The following is a 19,132-nucleotide window of genomic DNA, read 5'->3' as shown; positions in this document are numbered from 1 at the left end:
CCATGAGCTCCCCATCGCCCGCCGTCAATGCCGACGCGTCTTCCGACGCGCTGCTCGAAGCCACCGCGCTGCGCAAGATCACCTGGCGCATCATGCCGTTCCTGTTTCTCGTCTACGTGCTGTCATATCTGGATCGCGTCAACATCGGTTACGCGAAGCTGCAGTTCACCGGCGACCTCGGATTGTCGAACGCGGCGTACGGACTCGGCGCGGGGATCTTTTTCTTCGGCTACTTCGTGTTCGAAGTGCCTAGCAACCTGCTGCTGAAGAAGTTCGGCGCGCGCGCCACGATCGCCCGCATCACGATGCTGTGGGGCCTGCTGTCGTGCCTGATGATGTTCGTGCGCAGCGAAACGATGTTCTACGTGCTGCGCTTTTTCCTCGGCGTGGCCGAAGCCGGGCTGGTGCCGGGCGTGGTGCTGTATCTGACCTTCTGGTTTCCGTCCGACCGGCGTGCGCGCATGGTCGCCGTGTTCATGGCGGCGATTCCGGTGGCGGGCATCATCGGCGCGCCTTTGTCGGGCTTTCTGATGTCGGCGCTGCATGACGCGCATGGTTTGCGCGGCTGGCAGTGGATGTTCCTGATCGAAGGCATTCCGTCGATCCTCGCGGGCTTCTGGGCGCTCGCCGTCCTGCGCAACACGCCCGCCGAAGCCGCGTGGCTCAGCACCGACGAGAAGCGCGTGATCACGAGCCGCCTCGCGCGGGAAAACAGCGCGGCCACGGCGGCCGGCGCCGAGCACAGTCTGGCGGTCGCGTTGCGCTCGGGCCGTTTTTGGCTCCTCACGCTGATCTATTTCTGCCTCGTCACCGGCAATGCAGGCTTCTCGTTCTGGCTGCCGCAGATCGTCAAGGATCTCGGCGTGACGAACCTCGTCACCAACGGCTTCGTCACCGCGATTCCGTACCTCGCCGCGGGCATCGGCATGATCCTGATCGGCCGCTCGTCGGACATCACCGGCGAGCGGCGCTGGCACTACGCGATTTGCTGCTTCATCGGCGCGGCGGGGCTGCTCGGCAGCGCATCGGTGACGAACTCGATTCCGCTCGCCGTCACCGGCCTGTCGATCGCGTATATCGGCATCCTCGCGGGCTTCGGCATCTTCTGGTCGATGTCGACGACTTTCCTGCAAGGCACGGCGGCCGTCGCGGGTATCGCGGTGATCAACTCGATCGCGAACCTCGCGGGCTATGTGAGCCCGTACGTGCTCGGCATCGTCAAGGACGCGACGCATAGCGTGACGTTCGGGCTGGTGCTGATCGCGGGGGCGCTGACCGTCGGCGGGCTGGTCACCTTGATGATGCCGCGCGTGAAGGTGCAGCATGCGGCACAGGTTGCGCCGGGGCGTGCGTGAGCCCGGCATGAAGCGCGCCGGAATCATGTTTGCAGCGCGGAGGTCGACACGGATGCGTGGCGCAGGTGACCTGACGGCTAACGCGCAGCACACGCGGTGTGGTGCGCATCCGGCACGCCCTCGAACCGCGATCGCGGCGATGTCCGCCCGCCGCGCTCACCGCGCACGCCACACACGCGACGCGCAGCCCGACATCCCTGCGTACCGCCCGCCCCGTGCGCGCAAATCCTTGCACTACAATGCGGACGACACCGCCCGCCCGCTCGACCCATGACGCTCCAGCAGATTGCCCGCCCTTCCCAGCCCACCCGCGCGAGCGCCGCCGCGAGCCTCGCCGAACAGGCGTATGCGTTCGTCAAGCGCGAGATCATCACGATGCGGCTGCGGCCGAGCGAGGTGCTCAACGAAGCGGAGTTGATGGCGCTCACCGGGATCGGCAGAACGCCGGTCCACCAGGCGCTGCATCGCCTCGTGCACGAAGGCATGCTGACCATCATGCCGAGAAAGGGCATCATGGTCCGGCCGGTTTCGCTCGACGACGTGCTGGCGATCATCGACGTGCGTCTCGTCAACGAAAGCTACTGCGTCGAACTCGCCGCGCGCCACGCGCAGCAGCACGACTACGACGCGATGCAGGCGCTCCTGGACCGCTCGTCGGTATGCGTCGCCGCGCACGACATCGAAGGAATGATGGACATCGACCGCGAATTTCATCTGGCCATCTCGGCCGCCTCGCGCAACCCGGTGCTCGCCGACATCCTGCGCGGGCTGCATGAACGTTCGCTGCGCTTCTGGTTCATTTCGCTGTCCGAGCCGCATCATCTCGAAGACGTCCATGAAGAACATCTCGAACTGTTCCGGCTGCTGCGCGAGCGCGATGCCGAAGGCGCGCGTCAGTCAGTGCAGAAGCATATCGAGGCGTTCCGCGCGACGCTCTTCAACCGCATCTGAAGCATCCGGGGCGCACGCATCACGGTGCATCACGGCAACCGTTTTCAAGCGCACACCTGTTTGTCATCTTCATTAGCCGCCTTTATCTGCCGCATTCCTTGATCAACCGGCTTCGCCCGGTTCAACCGGATTCTCACCGACATCATGGCCACTGAATTCACGCCCTTCCCGCCGCTTGCCCAGCTTGCCGCCGACCTCGCTGCCGGACGCACCACGAGCCGCGCCCTCGTCGAAACCGCGCTCGAACGGATCGAAGACCCGGCCGGCCAGGGCGCGGCCGCCTTTATGCACGTCGACGCCGGCAGCGCCCGCGCCGCCGCCGACGCGCACGACCGCCTGCGCGCGGCTGGCACCGTGCTCTCGCCGCTCGCCGGGATTCCGGTGTCGGTCAAGGACCTGTTCGACATCGAAGGCCAGCCGACCCGCGCGGGCTCCGTCGTGCTCGCCGACGCCCCGCCGGCGAAAACGGACGCCGTCGCGGTCGCGCGTTTGAAGCGGGCCGGCGCGGTGATCGTCGGCCGCACCAACATGAGCGAGTTCGCGTTTTCCGGACTCGGCCTGAACCCGCACTACGGCAATCCGCTCTCGCCGTACCGGCGCAACGTGAAAGGCGACGAGCGGATTTCGGGCGGCTCCTCGTCGGGCGCGGCGGCCTCGGTCGCCGACGGCATGGCAGCCTTCGCGCTCGGCACCGACACCGGCGGCTCGATCCGCATCCCGGCCGCGCTGTGCGGCCTGACCGGCTTCAAGCCGACCGCCTCGCGCATCCCGAAACAGGGCGGCGTGCCGCTCTCGACGACGCTCGATTCGTTCGGGCCGATCGGCGTGTCGGTCGCGTGCTGCGCGCTGGTCGACCGGATGCTGGCCGGGCTGGAGCCGCGCATTCCGGCCGCGCGGCCGCTCGAAGGCGTGCGCCTCGGCGTGCTGACTAACTTCGTCACCGACGGCGTCGAGCCGGCGGTCGCCGCCGCGATCGACACCGCCCTCAAGCACCTCGAGGCGGCCGGCGCGATCGTCAGCGAAGTGCGTTTCGCGCCGCTCGACCGTTTGCCCGAGATCAACCGCTTCGGCTTCTCACCGATCGAAGCGTATGCGTGGCATCGGCCGCTGCTCGACAAGCATCGCGAGCAATACGACCCGCGCGTGCTCACGCGCATTCTCAAAGGCCAGCCGGCCAGCGCCGTCGACTATCTGGACCTGCTCGCCGAACGCGAGGCGATGCTCGACGACGCCGCGCGCACGCTGTGGCAGCGCTTCGACGCGGTGGTCGCGCCGACCGTGCCGGTACTGCCGCCGCGCGTGGCCGACCTGATCCACGATGACGACGCCTTTGGCCGCACCAATGCGCTGATCCTGCGCAACCCGAGCGTGTTCAACTTCCTCGACACCTGCGCGCTGTCGCTGCCCTGCCATCTGCGCGGCGAGGCGCCGGTCGGGCTGATGCTGGCGGGCGCGCCGCACGCCGACGATGCGCTGCTCGCGATCGGGCGCGGCGCGCAGGCGGTGCTGAATGCAATTCGTTGAGCGGGACGGGCACGGCGAGTGAAATGCCGGGTGGCCTGGTGACTCGGCGGTCCAGCGAACGCAATAGTGCGCTAAGCGTCGGGGCAGGGGTTCGCGCTAGAATCGCGGGCACCTGCCCTTTTATCTTCAGACCGCCCTACGATCCATGAACAACGACACTGCAATGCTGCGCCGCGAGCGCTCCCTGCTGGTTCTGCTTGGCCTGATCTGCGTCGCCCTGGTGGGCGGCGCGTTGTACCTGCAGTACTTCCTGCGCGAAGACCCGTGCCCGTTGTGCATCATCCAGCGCTATTTCTTCCTGCTGATTGCGATCTTCGCGTTCCTCGGCGCCCGCTTCAACCACTGGCGCGGCGTGCGTCTGCTGGAACTGCTGGCGGCGTTGTCGGCGCTCGCGGGCATCGTGACCGCCGCGCGGCACGTGTATGTCCAGGCCAATCCGGGCTTTAGCTGCGGCTTCGACGCGCTGCAGCCGGTGGTCGACAGTTTGCCGCCCGCTCATTGGCTGCCGGGCGTGTTCAAGGTGGCCGGCCTGTGCGAAACGGCCTATCCGCCGATTCTCGGCCTGACGCTGCCGATGTGGTCACTGGTCGCGTTCGTGCTCGCGTTCATTCCGCTGGTGCTGAGCCTGGTCCGCAATCGCCGCCGGATCGCCTGATCGCGCTTCCCGCCTCCCGCCTCCGCTCCCCCGCTTCCCGTCCCGACACCACGCCGGACTTCGCGTCGCCGTTCGCGGCGGCCGAAGTCCGGCGTTTTTGCATCCGCGCAGCTTGTGCGAGCGTCTTTGCGATGACCGGCAATGAATCGGCAAAAACCGCAGCACCAACTCGGCAATCACCCGCCAAACACCCGCCAAAGACCCCGCAATAAGCGGCAAGCGCCCGCCAGTCACCCGCCCCCCCTGTCTGGCCGTAGCCCAATCCCGCCCGCAGACGCAACTTCCCGGCCCCGCGCGAATCGTACTGAGGCGAGGATCGCTCATGACCACTGCCGAATAAGCTTCATGCGACATGGGAAATATTTTCGGGCCGCGGTAATGCTATCTTGGGAACTGGATGGCGATCTACGTGCGCGAGGCCGGCTTTGGCGACCCCATGCGTAACGCGCGCCCGGTCCGCACTGTCTTTCGGATTCGCCATGACAACGCAAACCATCCGCTTCTATCACCAGGGGTCCGTCCGCGAGGTTGCGGGCGTCCCGGCGACGCGCACCGTGCTCCAGCATCTGCGCGAGGATGCGTTTTGCACCGGCACCAAGGAAGGCTGCGCGGAAGGCGACTGCGGTGCCTGCACGGTGGTCGTCGGTGAACTGGACACGCGCGGTGCGCTCGTGCTCAAAGCGGTCAACGCCTGCATCCAGTTCCTGCCCACGTTGGACGGCCGCGCGCTCTTCACCGTCGAAGACCTGCGCGCCGCCGACGGCGCGCTGCACCCCGTGCAGCAGGCCATGGTCGATTGCCACGGTTCGCAATGCGGCTTCTGCACGCCCGGCTTCGTGATGTCGATGTGGGCGCTGTACGAAAACCAGCCCGCCGACGCCGGCCTGCCCACCCGCGACGAAATCAACGCCGCGCTGTCCGGCAATCTGTGCCGCTGCACCGGCTACCGGCCGATCGTCGAGGCGTCGCAGAAGATGTTCGACTACCCGCAGTACCCGCGCGTGACGCTGGAGCGCGCCGCCATCGCGGACACGCTGCGCGGCCTGCAACGCCCCGACACCTTCGAATACGGCGCACCCGATGCGCGCGGCGCGGCGTTCGGCTCGTCCACCTTCCGCGCGCCGGTCACGCTCGACGCGTTCGCCACGCTGCGTGCCGCCCATCCTCAGGCACGGCTACTCGCCGGCAGCACCGACGTCGGCCTGTGGGTCACCAAGCAGTTCCGCGATCTCGGCGACATCCTGTACATCGGCAACGTCGCCGAACTGAAAACCATCGAACGTGATGCGCAGACGCTGACGATCGGCGCAGCCGTCACGCTCGAAGACGCGTACGCGGCCCTCGCCGTCGATTACCCCGAACTCGCCGAACTGTGGACGCGCTTCGCGTCGCTGCCGATCCGCAACGCCGGCACGCTCGGCGGCAATGTCGCGAACGGCTCGCCGATCGGCGATTCGATGCCCGCGCTGCTCGCGCTCGACGCGCAAGTCGTGCTGCGCCACGGCCCGGCCAGCCGCACGCTGCCGCTCGATGCGTTCTACCTCGGTTATCAGAAAACCGCGCTCAAGGCCGGCGAATTCGTCGCGGCGCTGCGCGTACCGCGCCCGGCGGGCAACCTGCGCTTTCGCACATACAAGGTATCGAAGCGCTACGATCAGGACATCTCAGCAGTATGCGCGGCGTTCGCACTGCATCTCGGCGACGACGGCGCGATTCAGGCCGCGCGCATCGCCTTCGGCGGCATGGCGGCCACGCCGAAGCGCGCCGCGCAAACCGAAGCCGTGCTCAACGGCGCGACCTGGAACGAAAGCACCACGCGCCAGGCGATGAACGCACTCGTCGCCGATTACCAGCCGCTCACCGACATGCGCGCGTCGAGCGCCTACCGGCTGAAGGTGGCGCGCAACCTGCTGTGGCGCTTTCACCTCGAAACTCGCCAGGAAGCGCCGCTCGCGCTGCTCGACGTGAATGCGTTCTGCTTCGCGGCCGCGGTGTCAGGCGTGCCTGCGACGCCGGATGCGGCCGCAGCGAAGGAGCCATCGTGATGAACCGCACCGATGCTTTCGTCGAACACGCGGGCGGGACGCTTGCGAGCAAGCACGCCGCCGCGCATGAACGCGATAACAACGCCGCGATCGGCGTGTCCCTGCCGCACGAATCGGCTGCTCTGCATGTGAGCGGCGAAGCCACCTACACCGACGACATCGCCGAACTGCAAGGCACGCTGCACGCGGCGCTCGGCCTGTCGCGCCATGCGCACGCGCGGATCGTGTCGATGGATCTGGACGCGGTCCGGAAGTCGCCCGGCGTGATCGCGGTGCTGAGCGCCGCGGACATCCCCGGCGAAAACAATTGCGGCCCGGTGCTGCACGACGACCCGATTCTCGCCGTCGACGAAGTGCTGTATCTCGGCCAGCCGGTGTTCGCGGTGATCGCCGAGAGCCACGAACTGGCGCGCCGAGCGGCAGCGCTCGCGAAAAGCGACGACGTGATCCGCTACGAACCGCTCGACGCCATTCTCACGCCCGTCGAGGCGAAGGCCGCGAAGCAGTTCGTGCTGCCGCCGCTGCATCTGAAACGCGGCGAGCCCGACGCGAAGATCGCCGCCGCACCGCACAGAATCAGCGGCACGTTCGAAGTGGGCGGCCAGGAGCAGTTTTATCTGGAAGGCCAGATCGCCTATGCGGTGCCGAAGGAAATGGACGGCATGCTCGTCTACAGTTCGACGCAGCATCCGAGCGAAATGCAACAAGTGGTCGCCCATATGCTCGACTGGCCCGCGCACAACGTGGTGTGCGAATGCCGGCGCATGGGGGGCGGCTTCGGCGGCAAGGAATCGCAGTCGGCCCTGTTCGCGTGCGTGGCGGCGTTGGCGGCGAAGCTGTTGCGCCGTCCCGTCAAACTGCGCGCCGATCGCGACGATGATTTCATGATCACCGGCAAGCGCCACGACGCCGTCTACGAATACGAAGCGGGCTTCGACGACACCGGCCGCATTCTCGGCGCGCGCGTCGAAATCGCTTTGCGCGCGGGCTATTCGGCCGACCTGTCGGGCGCGGTCGCCACACGCGCCGTGTGCCACTTCGACAACGCGTACTACCTCTCTGACGTCGATATTGTCGCGCTGTGCTGCAAGACCAACACGCAATCGAACACCGCGTTCCGTGGCTTCGGCGGACCGCAAGGCGCGCTCGTGATGGAAGTGCTGCTCGACGACATCGCGCGTCAGCTGAACCGCGATCCGCTCGACGTGCGTCTCGCCAACTACTACGGCGTCGGCGAGCGCGATACGACGCCGTACGGGCAGCGCGTCGAAGACAACATCATCGCGCCGCTGACCGACGCGCTGCTCGACAGCAGCGACTACCGCGCACGGCGCGCGGCGCTCGCCGCCTTCAACGCGAGCAGTCCGGTGCTCAAGCGCGGCATCGCGTTTTCGCCGGTCAAGTTCGGCATCTCGTTCAACGTGCCGTTTCTGAACCAGGCCGGCGCGCTGGTGCACGTGTACAAGGACGGCTCGGTGCTCGTCAATCACGGCGGCACCGAAATGGGCCAGGGGCTCAACACGAAAGTCGCGCAGGTGGTCGCGAATCAGTTCGGCTTGCCGCTCTCGCGCGTGCGTGTGACGGCGACGGATACGTCCAAGGTCGCGAATACGTCGGCGACTGCGGCGTCGACCGGCAGCGATCTGAACGGCAAAGCCGCCGAGGCGGCAGCGCGAACAGTTCGCGCGCGGCTCGCCGAACTCGCGGCCAAACAGCTCGGCGGCAATGCGCAGGAAGTGCAATTCGCCAACAGCACAGTGTCGGTGAACGGCGGCGCAATGCCCTTCGAGCAACTGGTCGGCGCGGCGTATCTCGCGCGCGTGCAGTTGTGGTCGGACGGTTTCTACACGACGCCGAAAGTGCATTGGGATGCGAAGACGCTGACCGGTCATCCGTTCTATTACTTTGCGTATGGCGCGGCGGTGTCCGAAGTCGTGATCGACACGCTGACCGGCGAATGGAAACTGCTGCGCGCGGACGTGCTGCACGACGCCGGCCAATCGATCAATCCGGCGATCGACATCGGCCAGGTGGAAGGCGGCTTCATTCAGGGCATGGGCTGGCTCACCACCGAGGAACTGTGGTGGAACCGCGATGGCCGTCTGATGACGCACGCGCCGTCCACATACAAGATTCCCGCTGTCAGCGATACGCCCGCCGCGTTCCACGTGCAGCTCTATCAGAACCAGAACGCGGAGCCGACCGTGTTCCGCTCGAAGGCCGTCGGCGAGCCGCCGCTTCTGCTGCCGTTCTCGGTGTTCCTTGCGATTCGCGACGCGATCGCTTGCGCCGTGCCAGGCGCGCAACCTGCTCCTGCGTTGCGGGCGCCGGCCACGCCCGAAGCGATACTCGATGCGCTGGACGCGTTGCAGTCCGCCCATGCGGCCGAAGCATCCGCCACGCAGACGAGCATCGGCACGACGGCCTGAAAACAACCGCAATAGAATGACCGGAATGAATCAAACCCACGGCCTGACGCGACACGAACGCATCAGGCCGCACGCAAAAGCGCAACCGGCCGCACGGACACCCCGTGCGGCCCCGTATGGAGAACCGCCGGATGCAAGCCTGGCTACCTGAGCTGCAACAACTGCTCGCGCACGGCGACGCCGCCGTGCTGGTGACGGTCGCGCGCGTCGAAGGGTCGGCGCCGCGCGAGGCGGGCACGAAGATGATCGTCACGCGCGAATCGGCCAAGCATACGATCGGCGGCGGCCACCTCGAATGGAAGGCGATCGAGACCGCGCGCCAGGTGCTGCGCGACGGCATGCGCTCGCCGCATATGCGCCGGCTGGAGCGTTTCGCGCTCGGCCCGAGCCTCGGCCAATGCTGCGGCGGCGCGGTGATACTCGCGTTCGAGCGGCTCGACATCGGCGACCTCGGCTGGATCACCTCGCTCGCGAAGCGCGTGGCCGCGGGTCAATCGACGGTGCGTAGCGTATCATTCGGCCCCGCGCCGGATGCCGTGATGCTGTCCGAGCCCGAGCCGGGCGTCGATGCCGCCGACTGCCTGCTGTGGGACGGCGCCGGTTTCGACGACAGCAGCGCGCTGCTCACCGAAACCATCGCACCGGGTGACTTCTCCGTCGTGCTGTTCGGCGCGGGCCACGTGGGCGCCGCGCTGGTGCGCGTGCTGGCCACGCTGCCCTGCACCGTGCGCTGGGTCGACGAACGCGACGCGCAATTCCCGCCGCTGGAATCGCTGCACGCGCCGAACGTCAAGCTCGATCCGAACGACGCGCCCGACGAAGCGATCGACCAGGCCGCGCCGAACACGTACTTCATCGTGATGACGCACAATCATGCGCTCGATCTCGAACTGGCCGAGCGCATTCTGCGGCGCGGCGACTTCGCGTTCTTCGGCATGATTGGCTCGCATAGCAAGCGCAAGCAGTTCGAGCACCGGCTCGCGGCGCGCGGCATCGACCCGTCGCAGATCGCGCGGATGAAGTGTCCGCTCGGCGTCGACGGCATCGTCGACAAGTCGCCGGAGATCATCGCGATCTCGGCGGCGGCGCAGGTGCTGCAGGCCGTCGAGGCGAACGCGGGCACGCATCACGCGCCGCAAGCGGTCTGAAACGCGACGCACGACGCACGGCGCGCAACGGTTCCAACACACTTCAAACCACCATGACTACCACGACCGCCACCACGATCTCCCCCTCGCTCGCCGATAAAACCGCGCGCGCGCCGAAGGCCGAGCTGCACATTCATATCGAAGGCTCGCTCGAACCCGAACTGATTTTCGCGCTCGCCGAGCGCAACGGCGTGAAGCTCGCGTACGACTCGATCGACGCGCTGCGCGCCGCCTACGCGTTCACCGATCTGCAATCGTTCCTCGACATCTACTACGCGGGCGCCAGCGTGCTGCTGCACGAGCAGGACTTCTACGACATGACGATGGCGTATGTCGAACGGTGTCTCGCCGACAACGTGATTCACAGCGAGATCTTCTTCGACCCGCAGACGCACACCGAACGCGGTGTGCCGATCGCAACCGTCGTGGCCGGCATCGAGCGCGCGCTCGCCGATGCGGAAAAACGCGGCATGACGAGCAAGCTGATTCTGTGCTTCCTGCGCCATCTGTCCGAAGAGGATGCGCTCGCCACGTTCGACGAAGCGTTGCCGCTGTTCGAGCAGTACAGGCACCGGCTGATCGGTGTTGGCCTGGACTCGTCGGAGCGCGGCCATCCGCCGTCGAAGTTCGAACGCGTGTTCGCCAGGGCGCGCGCGCTCGGCCTGAAACTCGTCGCGCACGCGGGCGAGGAAGGGCCGCCGTCGTATATCTACGAAGCGCTCGATCTGCTGAAAGTCGACCGCGTCGATCACGGTGTGCGCAGCATCGAGGACCCGGCGCTCGTCACGCGTCTGGCCGACTCGCGCGTCGCGTTGACCGTCTGCCCGCTGTCGAACCTGAAGCTGTGCGTGTTCGACGACCTCACCAAGCACACGCTGAAGGACCTGCTCGATCGCGGCGTCGCGGTGACGGTGAATTCCGACGACCCGGCCTACTTCGGCGGCTACGTGAACGCCAACTATCTCGCCACCATCGACGCGTTGAAGCTCAACGACGCCGAGGTGTACACGATCATCCGCAACAGCTTCGAAGCGTCGTTCGTGACGCCGCAGGAGCGTGGCGCGCTGATCGCGAAGCTCGACGCGCATTGGCATCAAAGCGGCCCGCACTGAAGGGCCGGAAAAAGGCAGCCGGCGGCGGCACGGTTTGTCCGTCCGCGCCGCCCGGCTTTTCACATTCGGAGACGGTTTTTCCATGACTCAAGCGACTAACCCGGCCCACCCGGCCAAAGCAGCGCAGTCGGCATTTCGCGCGCAACTGCTGACCTTCACCGGCGACCCCGCGCAATCGCCCGACGCGGCGGTGTTCCACGAGGACGGCCTGCTGATCGTCGAAGACGGCCACGTGAGCGCGGCGGGCGCGTATGCGGCGCTCGCGTCGCGGCTCGCGCCGGGCACCCAGGTGCAGGAAATGCGCGACAAGCTGATCGTGCCAGGTTTCATCGATACGCACATTCACTTTCCGCAAACGGACATGATCGCGTCGCCGGCGCCGGGTTTGTTGCCGTGGCTCGACACCTACACGTTTCCGACCGAGCGCCGCTTCACCGATCCGGCGTATGCGCGCAACACCGCGAGCTTCTTTGTCGACGAACTGCTCGCGTGCGGTACGACCACCGCGCTCGTGTACTGCACGGTCCACAAGCAGTCCGCCGACGCGCTCTTCACCGAGAGCGAGGCGCGCAACCTGCGGATGGTGGCGGGCAAGGTGCTGATGGACCGCAACTGCCCCGAGTTCCTGCGCGACACGGCGCAATCGGGCTACGACGACAGCGCGGAGCTGATCGGCCGCTGGCACAATCGCGGGCGCCAGATGTACGCGCTCACGCCGCGTTTCGCGCCGACTTCGACCGAAGCGCAGCTCGAAGCGTGCGGCGTGCTGGCGCGCCAGCATCCGGACGTGTTCGTCCAGAGCCATGTCGCGGAAAACGTCGACGAAGTGAAATGGGTCGCGGGTCTGTTCCCCGGCCACCGCAGCTATCTGGACATTTACGATCATTACGGCCTGCTGCGCCGCCGCGCGGTGTACGGCCATTGCATCCACCTCGACGAGGCGGATCGCCAACGCATGGCGCAAACCGGTACGGTCGCCTCGCATTGCCCGACCTCGAACCTGTTTCTCGGCAGCGGCCTGTTCGATTTCGACAAGGCCGACGCGGCGGGCATGCCGATCGCGCTGGCGACCGACGTCGGCGGCGGCACCTCGTTCTCGATGCTGCAAACGATGAACGAAGCGCACAAGGTCGCGCGGCTGGGCGGGCACCACCTGAGCGCGACGCGGATGTTTTATCTGGCGACCGCAGGTGCAGCCGTTGCGCTCGATCTCGCGGACAAGGTCGGCACGTTGAAGCCGAACTCGGAAGCGGACTTCGTGGTGCTCGATCCGCAGGCGACGCCGCTGCTCGCGCGCCGCACCGCACGCACCGAATCGCTGGAGGAACTGCTGTTCGCGTTCGCGCTGCTCGGCGACGATCGTGCGGTCTACGAAACGTATGCGGCCGGCAAGCGGGTGCATCGTCGCGACGATGTGCGGCAGCATGCGGTGCGAGCGGCGAGGATTGCGGCCTGAGTGCGCGTTGATCGCGACATGACGAGGCGGCCTCGCTCGGGCCGCTGAATGAAAAACGGCGCTTCGATCAGGAAGCGCCGTTTTCATTTGACCTCTTCAACGGGCGGCTCAAACGATGCCGCCGCTCACCGCTGCATGCACACCGCATGCAGCGCAGTGAGCCGCCGCACCGGATCGGCAACATACGGATTCGACTCGTCCCACGCGTACCCCGCCAGCACCGCGCTGATCATGCGGCGAATCGACGGCACCTGGTCCGGGTAATAGATGATGTCCTGCAACTCGCCGGTGTACCAGCGCTCGACGAACGCGCGGAACGTATCGATGCCTTTGCGCAGCGGCACGTCGTAATCCACCGACCAGTCAACCGTCTCGCCGTCCAGTTGCCGGTTCAACGTGCGCGCCGCGAGGTGCGCCGAGCGTAGCGCGATCGTCACGCCGGACGAGAACACCGGATCGAGAAATTCGCCGGCATTGCCGAGCAGCGCGTAGCCGGGCCCATGCAAACGCTCGACGTTCGCCGCATAGCCGCCGATATGCCGCACCGGCATCAGGAACGGCGCGCTGCCGATCAGACGGTTGAGCGTCGGCTCCTGCTGGATCAGCGCGCGCAGTGTCGCGTCGCGCTCTGCTTCCGGCACGTCGAGAAAGCTCGCCTCGGCCACGCATCCCATCGACGAGCGTCCGCCCGCCAGCGGAATCATCCAGAACCACACATCGCGGCGCTCCGGATGCGTCGCGATGCAAATCTTGTTGCGGTCACTCGCATCGACCGGAATGCCGTCGCGCACGTGCGTGAAGAGCGCAGCGCGCGTCGGCATGCGCGTCGGCGATTCGAGATTCAGCAGACGCGGCAGCACGCGCCCGAACCCGCTCGCATCGAGCACGAAACGCGCCTCGACCTGATACGCGTGATCCGCCTCGTCAATCACGTCGACGAGCGGCGTGGCCCCGGTATGCACCGCGCGCACCGTGTGGCCGAACCGCACGTCGGCGCCCTGCCCGGCGGCGCAGCGAATCAGGATGTCGTCGAACACCGCGCGCTCGACCTGGTAGGTGGTGCCCCAGCCCGCTGAATGCTTGTCGCGGAAATCGAACGACGACGACTGGTCGCGATACACGAAATACGCGCCGTTCTTGTGCTGGAAGCCCGCTTCGACCACGGCCTGCAACATGCCCGCTTCTTCGAGGTAGGCCATGCTTTGCGGCAGCAGGCTCTCGCCGATCGAGAAACGCGGGAAATGCTGACGCTCCAGCACCAGCACGGAACGGCCCGCCTGGCGCAATAGCGCGGCCGCGACCGCGCCGGCCGGACCGGCCCCGATGATCGCCACATCGACGCTCATGCGCCTTGATGAAGGTGTGCTCAAAATTGCCTCATTGGTTTGCATGCGGGGCGCCGCAATAGGCCGCACCCTTACTTCTCGTTACAATCGTGCCTCTGACAGCAAGAACAACATTTCGCCGGGGAGGGCAGCGTGTCGTCATCCGAAACATCCCGTGTGCCCTTCGTGCCGGAAACGGCCTTCGGCATCTGGTTCCTGCGCACTCACACTTGGGAGCATCATGTGCTGCGGGTCGCGATCAACGATCTCAAACGTTTGATCGACGCGCCCCCGCCTGATGCACCGGTCATCGTCGACGTCGGCTGCGGGCAAGGCATTTCGTTTCGCCTGCTCGCCGATGCGTTCAAGCCGCGCCGCATTGTCGGCATCGATTTTCATGCGCCGTCGCTCGCGCTTGCCGCCGACGCGGCCCATGCCTGCCGCCCCACGCTGGCCGACATCGAACTGCTGCACGGCGACTGCGCGAAGCTGCCGCTGCCCGACGCCAGCGCCGATATCGTGTTCTGCCATCAAACCTTCCATCACCTCGTCGAACAGGAGCGTGCGCTCGCCGAGTTCCGCCGCGTGCTCAAGCCGGGCGGCATCCTGCTGTTCGCCGAATCGACCGACGCGTACATCAAGTCCTGGGTGATCCGGCTGCTGTTCCGTCATCCGATGCAGGTGCAAAAGAGCGCCGACGGCTACCTCGACATGATTCGCCGCGGTGGCTTCAGCTTCGGCCAGCACAACGTCTCGCTGCCTTATCTCTGGTGGAGCCGCGCGAAAGACTTCGGTCTGCTCGAACGGCTCGGTCTGTATCGTCCGCAACCGGGCAAGCGTCGTGAGACGCTGGTCAATGTCGCGGCGCTCAAGGCTGCGGTCAAGGCGGACTAAAGCCGGTTACCGCGCGCCCTCTTCTCACAGCGCACGGCAAAGGCGGCATGCCGTCTTCGCCGTTTCGCTTCAACTCAGTGCGCTTGCAGCACAACAAGTTGCCCGCGCACCGCAAGCGCCGCGGCGCTCGGACTCACGCCGCACGTGAAGTCGGTCGACGAACTGGTTTCGGTGCTGTGAAAACGAGTCGACACGTCGATCACCGCATTCGCATGACGCTCGCGCGCGGCGTCGCGCAGCTTGCGCACCGCTTCGGCGAGCGCTTCGTGGCATGCGTCTTCGGGACTCGATACCTTGCGTGCGATCCGCACCGAATACGCGACCTCGCCCACCTTGCTCTGCACCGCCGGATGGTCCTGCTGACCAAAAAACACCGGCACCTCACCACGCGATTCGCCACCAGCCGCCGCGAACGGCAGCGACTTCACCTGCGTCGCGCAACCCGCCTGCGTCAACGCCACCGCTACAAGCGCACCCAGCGCAGCCCATTTTTTCATTGTCGTCACCTTCGTTATTTTTGAAGTCGCGGCCGCTTTTTCAGCCGCGTCGTCGGTCCATTCAACCGCCCTGCCATGCTTCGAACATCAGGCTCGCGCAACTGCCGCCGAACCCGAATGACACCGACATCGCCGTGTCGATACGCGCAGCGTGCGCGCTCCGCACGAGCGGCATACCGCTCAGTTCCGGCTCCGGCGTGCCGATATCCGCCGTACCCGCGATGAACCCATCGCGCATCATCAGGAGCGTGTAGATCGCCTCGTGCGCGCCACAAGCGCCGATCGAATGCCCGGTCATCCCCTTGGTCGACGAAAACGCCGGTATGCGCTGCCCGGACGCGGCGCCGAATACGTCACTCAACGCGCGCAGTTCCTCGATGTCACCGAGCGGCGTGGACGGCGCGTGCGTGTTGATGTAATCGGGACAGTTGCCCGCCGCGTCGAGCGCGCCGCGCATCGCCCGCGCGATGCCGGCCGCGCGCGGCGCGACCATCGCCGCGCTGTCCGTGCAATCGCCGAAGCCGGTCAGCTCCGCGTAAATGCGCGCGCCGCGCGCCAACGCGTGATCGAGCGCTTCGACCACCAGCACGCCGCCGCCCGACGCGATCACGAAGCCGTCGCGCTGTGTATCGTACGGACGCGACGCGTGCTGCGGCGTGTCGTTGAAGCGCCGCGACAGCGCCCCCATCGAGTCGAACAGCAGCGTCGTGTTGTCGTGCAGCGCCTCGCTGCCGCCGGCCAGCACGATCTGCTGCCGGCCGGTCTGAATCAGTTGCATCGCCTGACCGATCGCGAGCGCCGAGGTCGTGCACGCCGACGACGGCGAATAGCTCACCCCTTCGAGCCCGAACACCTGCGCGACGTTCGCCGACGCGGTGCTGCTCATCGCATGCGGCACGGTGTACGGCGGCACTTTTTCGACGCCGCGCGTCTGCGCGATCGCGAGCGCGGCGTCGTAGCTCGCCAACGTGCCGACGCCCGAGCCGATTACCGCTCCCGCGCGCGGCGAGCGCAACGCAGCAGGCGCAAGTCCGGCGTCGTCGATCGCGTGGCGCGCCGCATGACAGGCAAAGCGCGCGGTATCGCCCATGAAGCGTTCGAGCTTGCGCTCGAATGGCGGCTCGTGCGCGACTGACGCGACGCCCGCCACCTGCGAGCCGAACCCGCGCTCACGCCAGGCGTCGACCCGCTCGATGCGCGAGCGGCCCGCGCGCAACGCGGCGGCCACGCCGTCGAGCGTATTGCCGAGGCACGACACGATCCCCATGCCGGTGACGACCACGCGTTGCAGCGCGACGCTCATCGAACGCGCCTGAAAATCAGCGACGTATTGATGCCGCCGAACGCAAAGTTATTGCTCATCACATGTTCGGCGTCGATCTCGCGCGCCGTGCCGACGATGTAGTCGAGCGGCGCGCAGGCCGGATCGACGTTGTCGAGGTTCAAGGTCGGCGCATACCAGTTGCGTTTCATCATCTCGATGGTCCACCAGGCTTCGAGCGCGCCGCACGCGCCAAGCGTGTGCCCGACGTAGCTCTTGAGCGAACTGATCGGCATGCGCTCGCCGAAGGTCTGCGCGGTCGCATGGCTCTCGGCGATGTCGCCGCGATCGGTCGAGGTGCCGTGCGCGTTCACGTAGGCGATCGCCTCAGGCGGCAGTTGCGCGTCGCGCAGCGCAAGCTGCATCGCGCACGCCATGGTGCCGGCGGTCGGCTGGGTCATGTGCGCGCCGTCCGAATTGCAGCCGAAGCCGGCGATCTCCGCGTGAATCCGCGCCCCGCGCGCCACCGCGTGTTCGTATTCTTCGAGCACCAGCGTGGCCGCGCCTTCGCCGACCACGAGGCCATCGCGCGCGGCATCGAAAGGACGCGGCGTCAGATGCGGCTCGTCGTTGCGCGTGCTGGTCGCGTACAGCGTGTCGAACACCGCGACCGCCGGGCCCGACAGTTCTTCCGCGCCGCCCGCGAGCATCAGCGTCTGCTTGCCGCTCTGGATCGCCTCGAACGCGTAGCCGATCGCCTGGCTGCCCGATGCGCACGCGCACGACGTCGGAATAATCCGCCCTTTCAGATCCCAGAACAGGCTGACGTTGACCGCCGTGGTGTGCGGCATCATCTGCACGTAGCTGTTCGACGTGACGCCGCCCATCGAGCCGGTTTCGAGCATCGCGCCGAATGCGCGGATCGGCTGCACCGAGCCCGACGACGAGCCATACGCAACGCCCATGCGGCCGTCGGCGATGCTCGGGTCGTCCGCCAGCCCCGCGTCGGCGAGCGCCAGTTCACTCGCGCGCACCGAGTACATCGACACCGGACCCATCGAGCGCGTTTTCTTGCGCGGGTAATGGGCGGGCACGTTGAACTCGGGCAGCGGACACGCGAGCCGCGTATGCAGCGCTTCGAAGTAATCCCATTCGGGCATGCGCCGCACCGCGTTCTCGCCGCTTCTCAGGCGCGCTTCGATGACGTCCCAGCTATCGCCGAATGCGGTGACGCCGCCCATGCCGGTAATGACGACGCGTTTCATCACACCATCCCGCCATTGACGCCGATCACCTGGCGCGTCACATAGGAAGCCGCATCCGACATCAGAAAGCCGACCACCGAGGCGACCTCGGCAGGCTGGCCGACGCGGTTCATCGGCACCGTTTTCAAGGCCTGTTCGAGCGGCATCTGCTCGAGCATGCCGGTTTCGATCAGGCCCGGCGCGACGCAATTGACGGTGATGTTGCGCGTCGCCAGTTCGACCGCGAGCGCCTTGGTCGCGCCGATCAGCCCGGCCTTCGCCGCGCTGTAGTTGACCTGGCCGCGATTGCCCATCACCCCGGACACCGACGCGATCGTGACGATGCGCCCGCCCTTGCGCGCGCGCACCATCGGCATGGTGAGCGGATGGACGACGTTGTAGAACGCATCGAGACCGGTCTCGATCACGATGTCCCAGTCTTCCTCGGTGAGCGCGGGAAACGCGGCGTCGCGCGTCACGCCCGCGCTGCACACGATGCCGTAGTAGGGGCCGTGCGCGGCGACGTCCGCTTCGAGCACCTCGCGGCACGCGGCGCGCTCGCGCACGTCGAACTGGAGCACGCGCGCCGTGCCGCCTTGCGCGGCGATGCCCGTCGCAACCGCGTCGGCTTCGCTGCGTCCCGTGCGGCAATGCACGGAGACCGCGAAGCCGTCGGCCGCCAACTTGTACGCAATCGCGCGGCCGATGCCGCGGCTTGCGCCGGTAACGAGAACACGCCGGCTCATGAACTGAAACTCCCTTCGATGAATGACTGGAAATCGGGCGGTTGAAAAACCTTGATGACGGCTTCGGCGCAACCCACGTCGCCGTGATGGATCGTGCATTCGTATGCGCCGTGGCCCTCCTCGCTGCGCAGCAGTTCGACGACGCGGATCGAGAGGCACGCGCCGGCCGCGAACGCCGGCTGCAACGCCTTGTAGCTGCGCGAGCCGAGCAGCACGCCTGGCCGCGCGCGGCCGCCGCCGCGCATCGCCAGCAACGCGACGTGCGCGGCGATCGCCTGCGCCATCAGTTCGATGCCGATCCACGCGGGCATCGCGCCATCGGCGTCGGCATACCATGCGTGAGCGTCCACGGTGGCGCGCGCGCTCAGCGTTTCTTCGCCGAACGTGTCGACGGCGTCGATCAATAGCATGCTGCCGCGATGCGGGATGATCGCTTCGATCGGTTGCCGCGCGAGTTGCTCGAAGGTGGGCATCGTCGTCGCCATGCGCG

The 19,132-nt window shown here is 66.8% G+C and carries 16 protein-coding genes; 10 read left to right on the top strand and 6 right to left on the bottom strand.

Features of this window, described 5'->3' with window-relative positions; all coding sequences use genetic code 11:
- The first annotated feature begins 2 nt into the window (after positions 1-2).
- The 9 genes from PQQ53_RS08280 to guaD all read left to right on the top strand — a co-directional run bounded on the left by PQQ53_RS08280 (position 3) and on the right by guaD (position 12,675).
- Entirely contained in the window at positions 3-1,355 is a 1,353-nt protein-coding gene (locus PQQ53_RS08280) for an MFS transporter (protein ID WP_408140846.1), read from the top strand.
- A 270-nt stretch (positions 1,356-1,625) separates the two neighbouring features.
- Positions 1,626-2,306, top strand: a complete 681-nt coding sequence (locus PQQ53_RS08275; RefSeq protein ID WP_408140845.1) for a GntR family transcriptional regulator — start codon at positions 1,626-1,628, stop codon at positions 2,304-2,306.
- A 144-nt stretch (positions 2,307-2,450) separates the two neighbouring features.
- Complete coding sequence (locus tag PQQ53_RS08270; RefSeq protein ID WP_408323634.1) at positions 2,451-3,830, top strand: amidase; 1,380 nt, start codon at positions 2,451-2,453, stop codon at positions 3,828-3,830.
- Positions 3,831-3,975: 145 nt separating this feature from the next.
- Positions 3,976-4,485, top strand: coding sequence for a disulfide bond formation protein B (locus PQQ53_RS08265; RefSeq protein WP_408140841.1), 510 nt, complete (start codon positions 3,976-3,978; stop codon positions 4,483-4,485).
- Positions 4,486-4,964: 479 nt separating this feature from the next.
- Positions 4,965-6,530, top strand: coding sequence for a xanthine dehydrogenase small subunit (gene xdhA, locus PQQ53_RS08260; RefSeq protein ID WP_408323633.1), 1,566 nt, complete (start codon positions 4,965-4,967; stop codon positions 6,528-6,530).
- Positions 6,530-8,959 (top strand): xanthine dehydrogenase molybdopterin binding subunit, encoded by a 2,430-nt coding sequence (gene xdhB, locus PQQ53_RS08255; RefSeq protein ID WP_408323632.1) that lies wholly within the window; start codon positions 6,530-6,532, stop codon positions 8,957-8,959. The genes xdhA and xdhB overlap by 1 nt, the downstream gene beginning before the upstream one ends.
- Before the next feature lie 131 nt (positions 8,960-9,090).
- The gene (xdhC, locus tag PQQ53_RS08250; RefSeq protein ID WP_408140835.1) at positions 9,091-10,107 is read left to right on the top strand and encodes a xanthine dehydrogenase accessory protein XdhC; all 1,017 of its coding nucleotides are present in this window, start codon (positions 9,091-9,093) and stop codon (positions 10,105-10,107) included.
- Positions 10,108-10,160: 53 nt separating this feature from the next.
- On the top strand, positions 10,161-11,219 hold the full coding sequence (locus PQQ53_RS08245; RefSeq protein WP_408152503.1) for an adenosine deaminase: 1,059 nt from the start codon (positions 10,161-10,163) through the stop codon (positions 11,217-11,219).
- Between the two features lie 82 nt (positions 11,220-11,301).
- Positions 11,302-12,675, top strand: coding sequence for a guanine deaminase (gene guaD / locus PQQ53_RS08240; RefSeq protein WP_408323631.1), 1,374 nt, complete (start codon positions 11,302-11,304; stop codon positions 12,673-12,675).
- Between the two features lie 125 nt (positions 12,676-12,800).
- Here guaD and PQQ53_RS08235 read toward each other — a convergent pair whose 3' ends face one another.
- Positions 12,801-14,066: an NAD(P)/FAD-dependent oxidoreductase gene (locus PQQ53_RS08235; RefSeq protein WP_408323630.1), complete on the bottom strand. Its 1,266-nt coding sequence runs from the start codon at positions 14,064-14,066 to the stop codon at positions 12,801-12,803.
- A gap of 87 nt (positions 14,067-14,153) precedes the next feature.
- Between PQQ53_RS08235 and PQQ53_RS08230 the strand changes: the two genes are divergently transcribed.
- Entirely contained in the window at positions 14,154-14,894 is a 741-nt protein-coding gene (locus tag PQQ53_RS08230) for a class I SAM-dependent methyltransferase (RefSeq protein WP_408323629.1), read from the top strand.
- A gap of 74 nt (positions 14,895-14,968) precedes the next feature.
- Here PQQ53_RS08230 and PQQ53_RS08225 read toward each other — a convergent pair whose 3' ends face one another.
- The 5 genes from PQQ53_RS08225 to PQQ53_RS08205 all read right to left on the bottom strand — a co-directional run bounded on the left by PQQ53_RS08225 (position 14,969) and on the right by PQQ53_RS08205 (position 19,127).
- Complete coding sequence (locus tag PQQ53_RS08225) at positions 14,969-15,391, bottom strand: signal peptidase (protein WP_408140827.1); 423 nt, start codon at positions 15,389-15,391, stop codon at positions 14,969-14,971.
- 61 nt (positions 15,392-15,452) lie between these two features.
- Complete coding sequence (locus tag PQQ53_RS08220; RefSeq protein WP_408323628.1) at positions 15,453-16,694, bottom strand: beta-ketoacyl synthase N-terminal-like domain-containing protein; 1,242 nt, start codon at positions 16,692-16,694, stop codon at positions 15,453-15,455.
- On the bottom strand, positions 16,691-17,917 hold the full coding sequence (locus PQQ53_RS08215; protein ID WP_408323627.1) for a beta-ketoacyl-ACP synthase: 1,227 nt from the start codon (positions 17,915-17,917) through the stop codon (positions 16,691-16,693). The genes PQQ53_RS08220 and PQQ53_RS08215 overlap by 4 nt, the downstream gene beginning before the upstream one ends.
- Positions 17,917-18,642 (bottom strand): 3-ketoacyl-ACP reductase FabG2, encoded by a 726-nt coding sequence (locus tag PQQ53_RS08210; RefSeq protein WP_408140822.1) that lies wholly within the window; start codon positions 18,640-18,642, stop codon positions 17,917-17,919. Before PQQ53_RS08210 ends, PQQ53_RS08215 begins: the two co-directional genes overlap by 1 nt.
- Positions 18,639-19,127, bottom strand: coding sequence for a hotdog family protein (locus PQQ53_RS08205; protein WP_408152498.1), 489 nt, complete (start codon positions 19,125-19,127; stop codon positions 18,639-18,641). The genes PQQ53_RS08210 and PQQ53_RS08205 overlap by 4 nt, the downstream gene beginning before the upstream one ends.
- Positions 19,128-19,132 lie beyond the last annotated feature (5 nt).

Origin of the sequence: Paraburkholderia strydomiana, assembly GCF_046030495.1 — a bacterium.
Lineage (GTDB): Bacteria > Pseudomonadota > Gammaproteobacteria > Burkholderiales > Burkholderiaceae > Paraburkholderia > Paraburkholderia strydomiana_A.
This window is presented reverse-complemented; position numbering and strand designations above follow the sequence as displayed.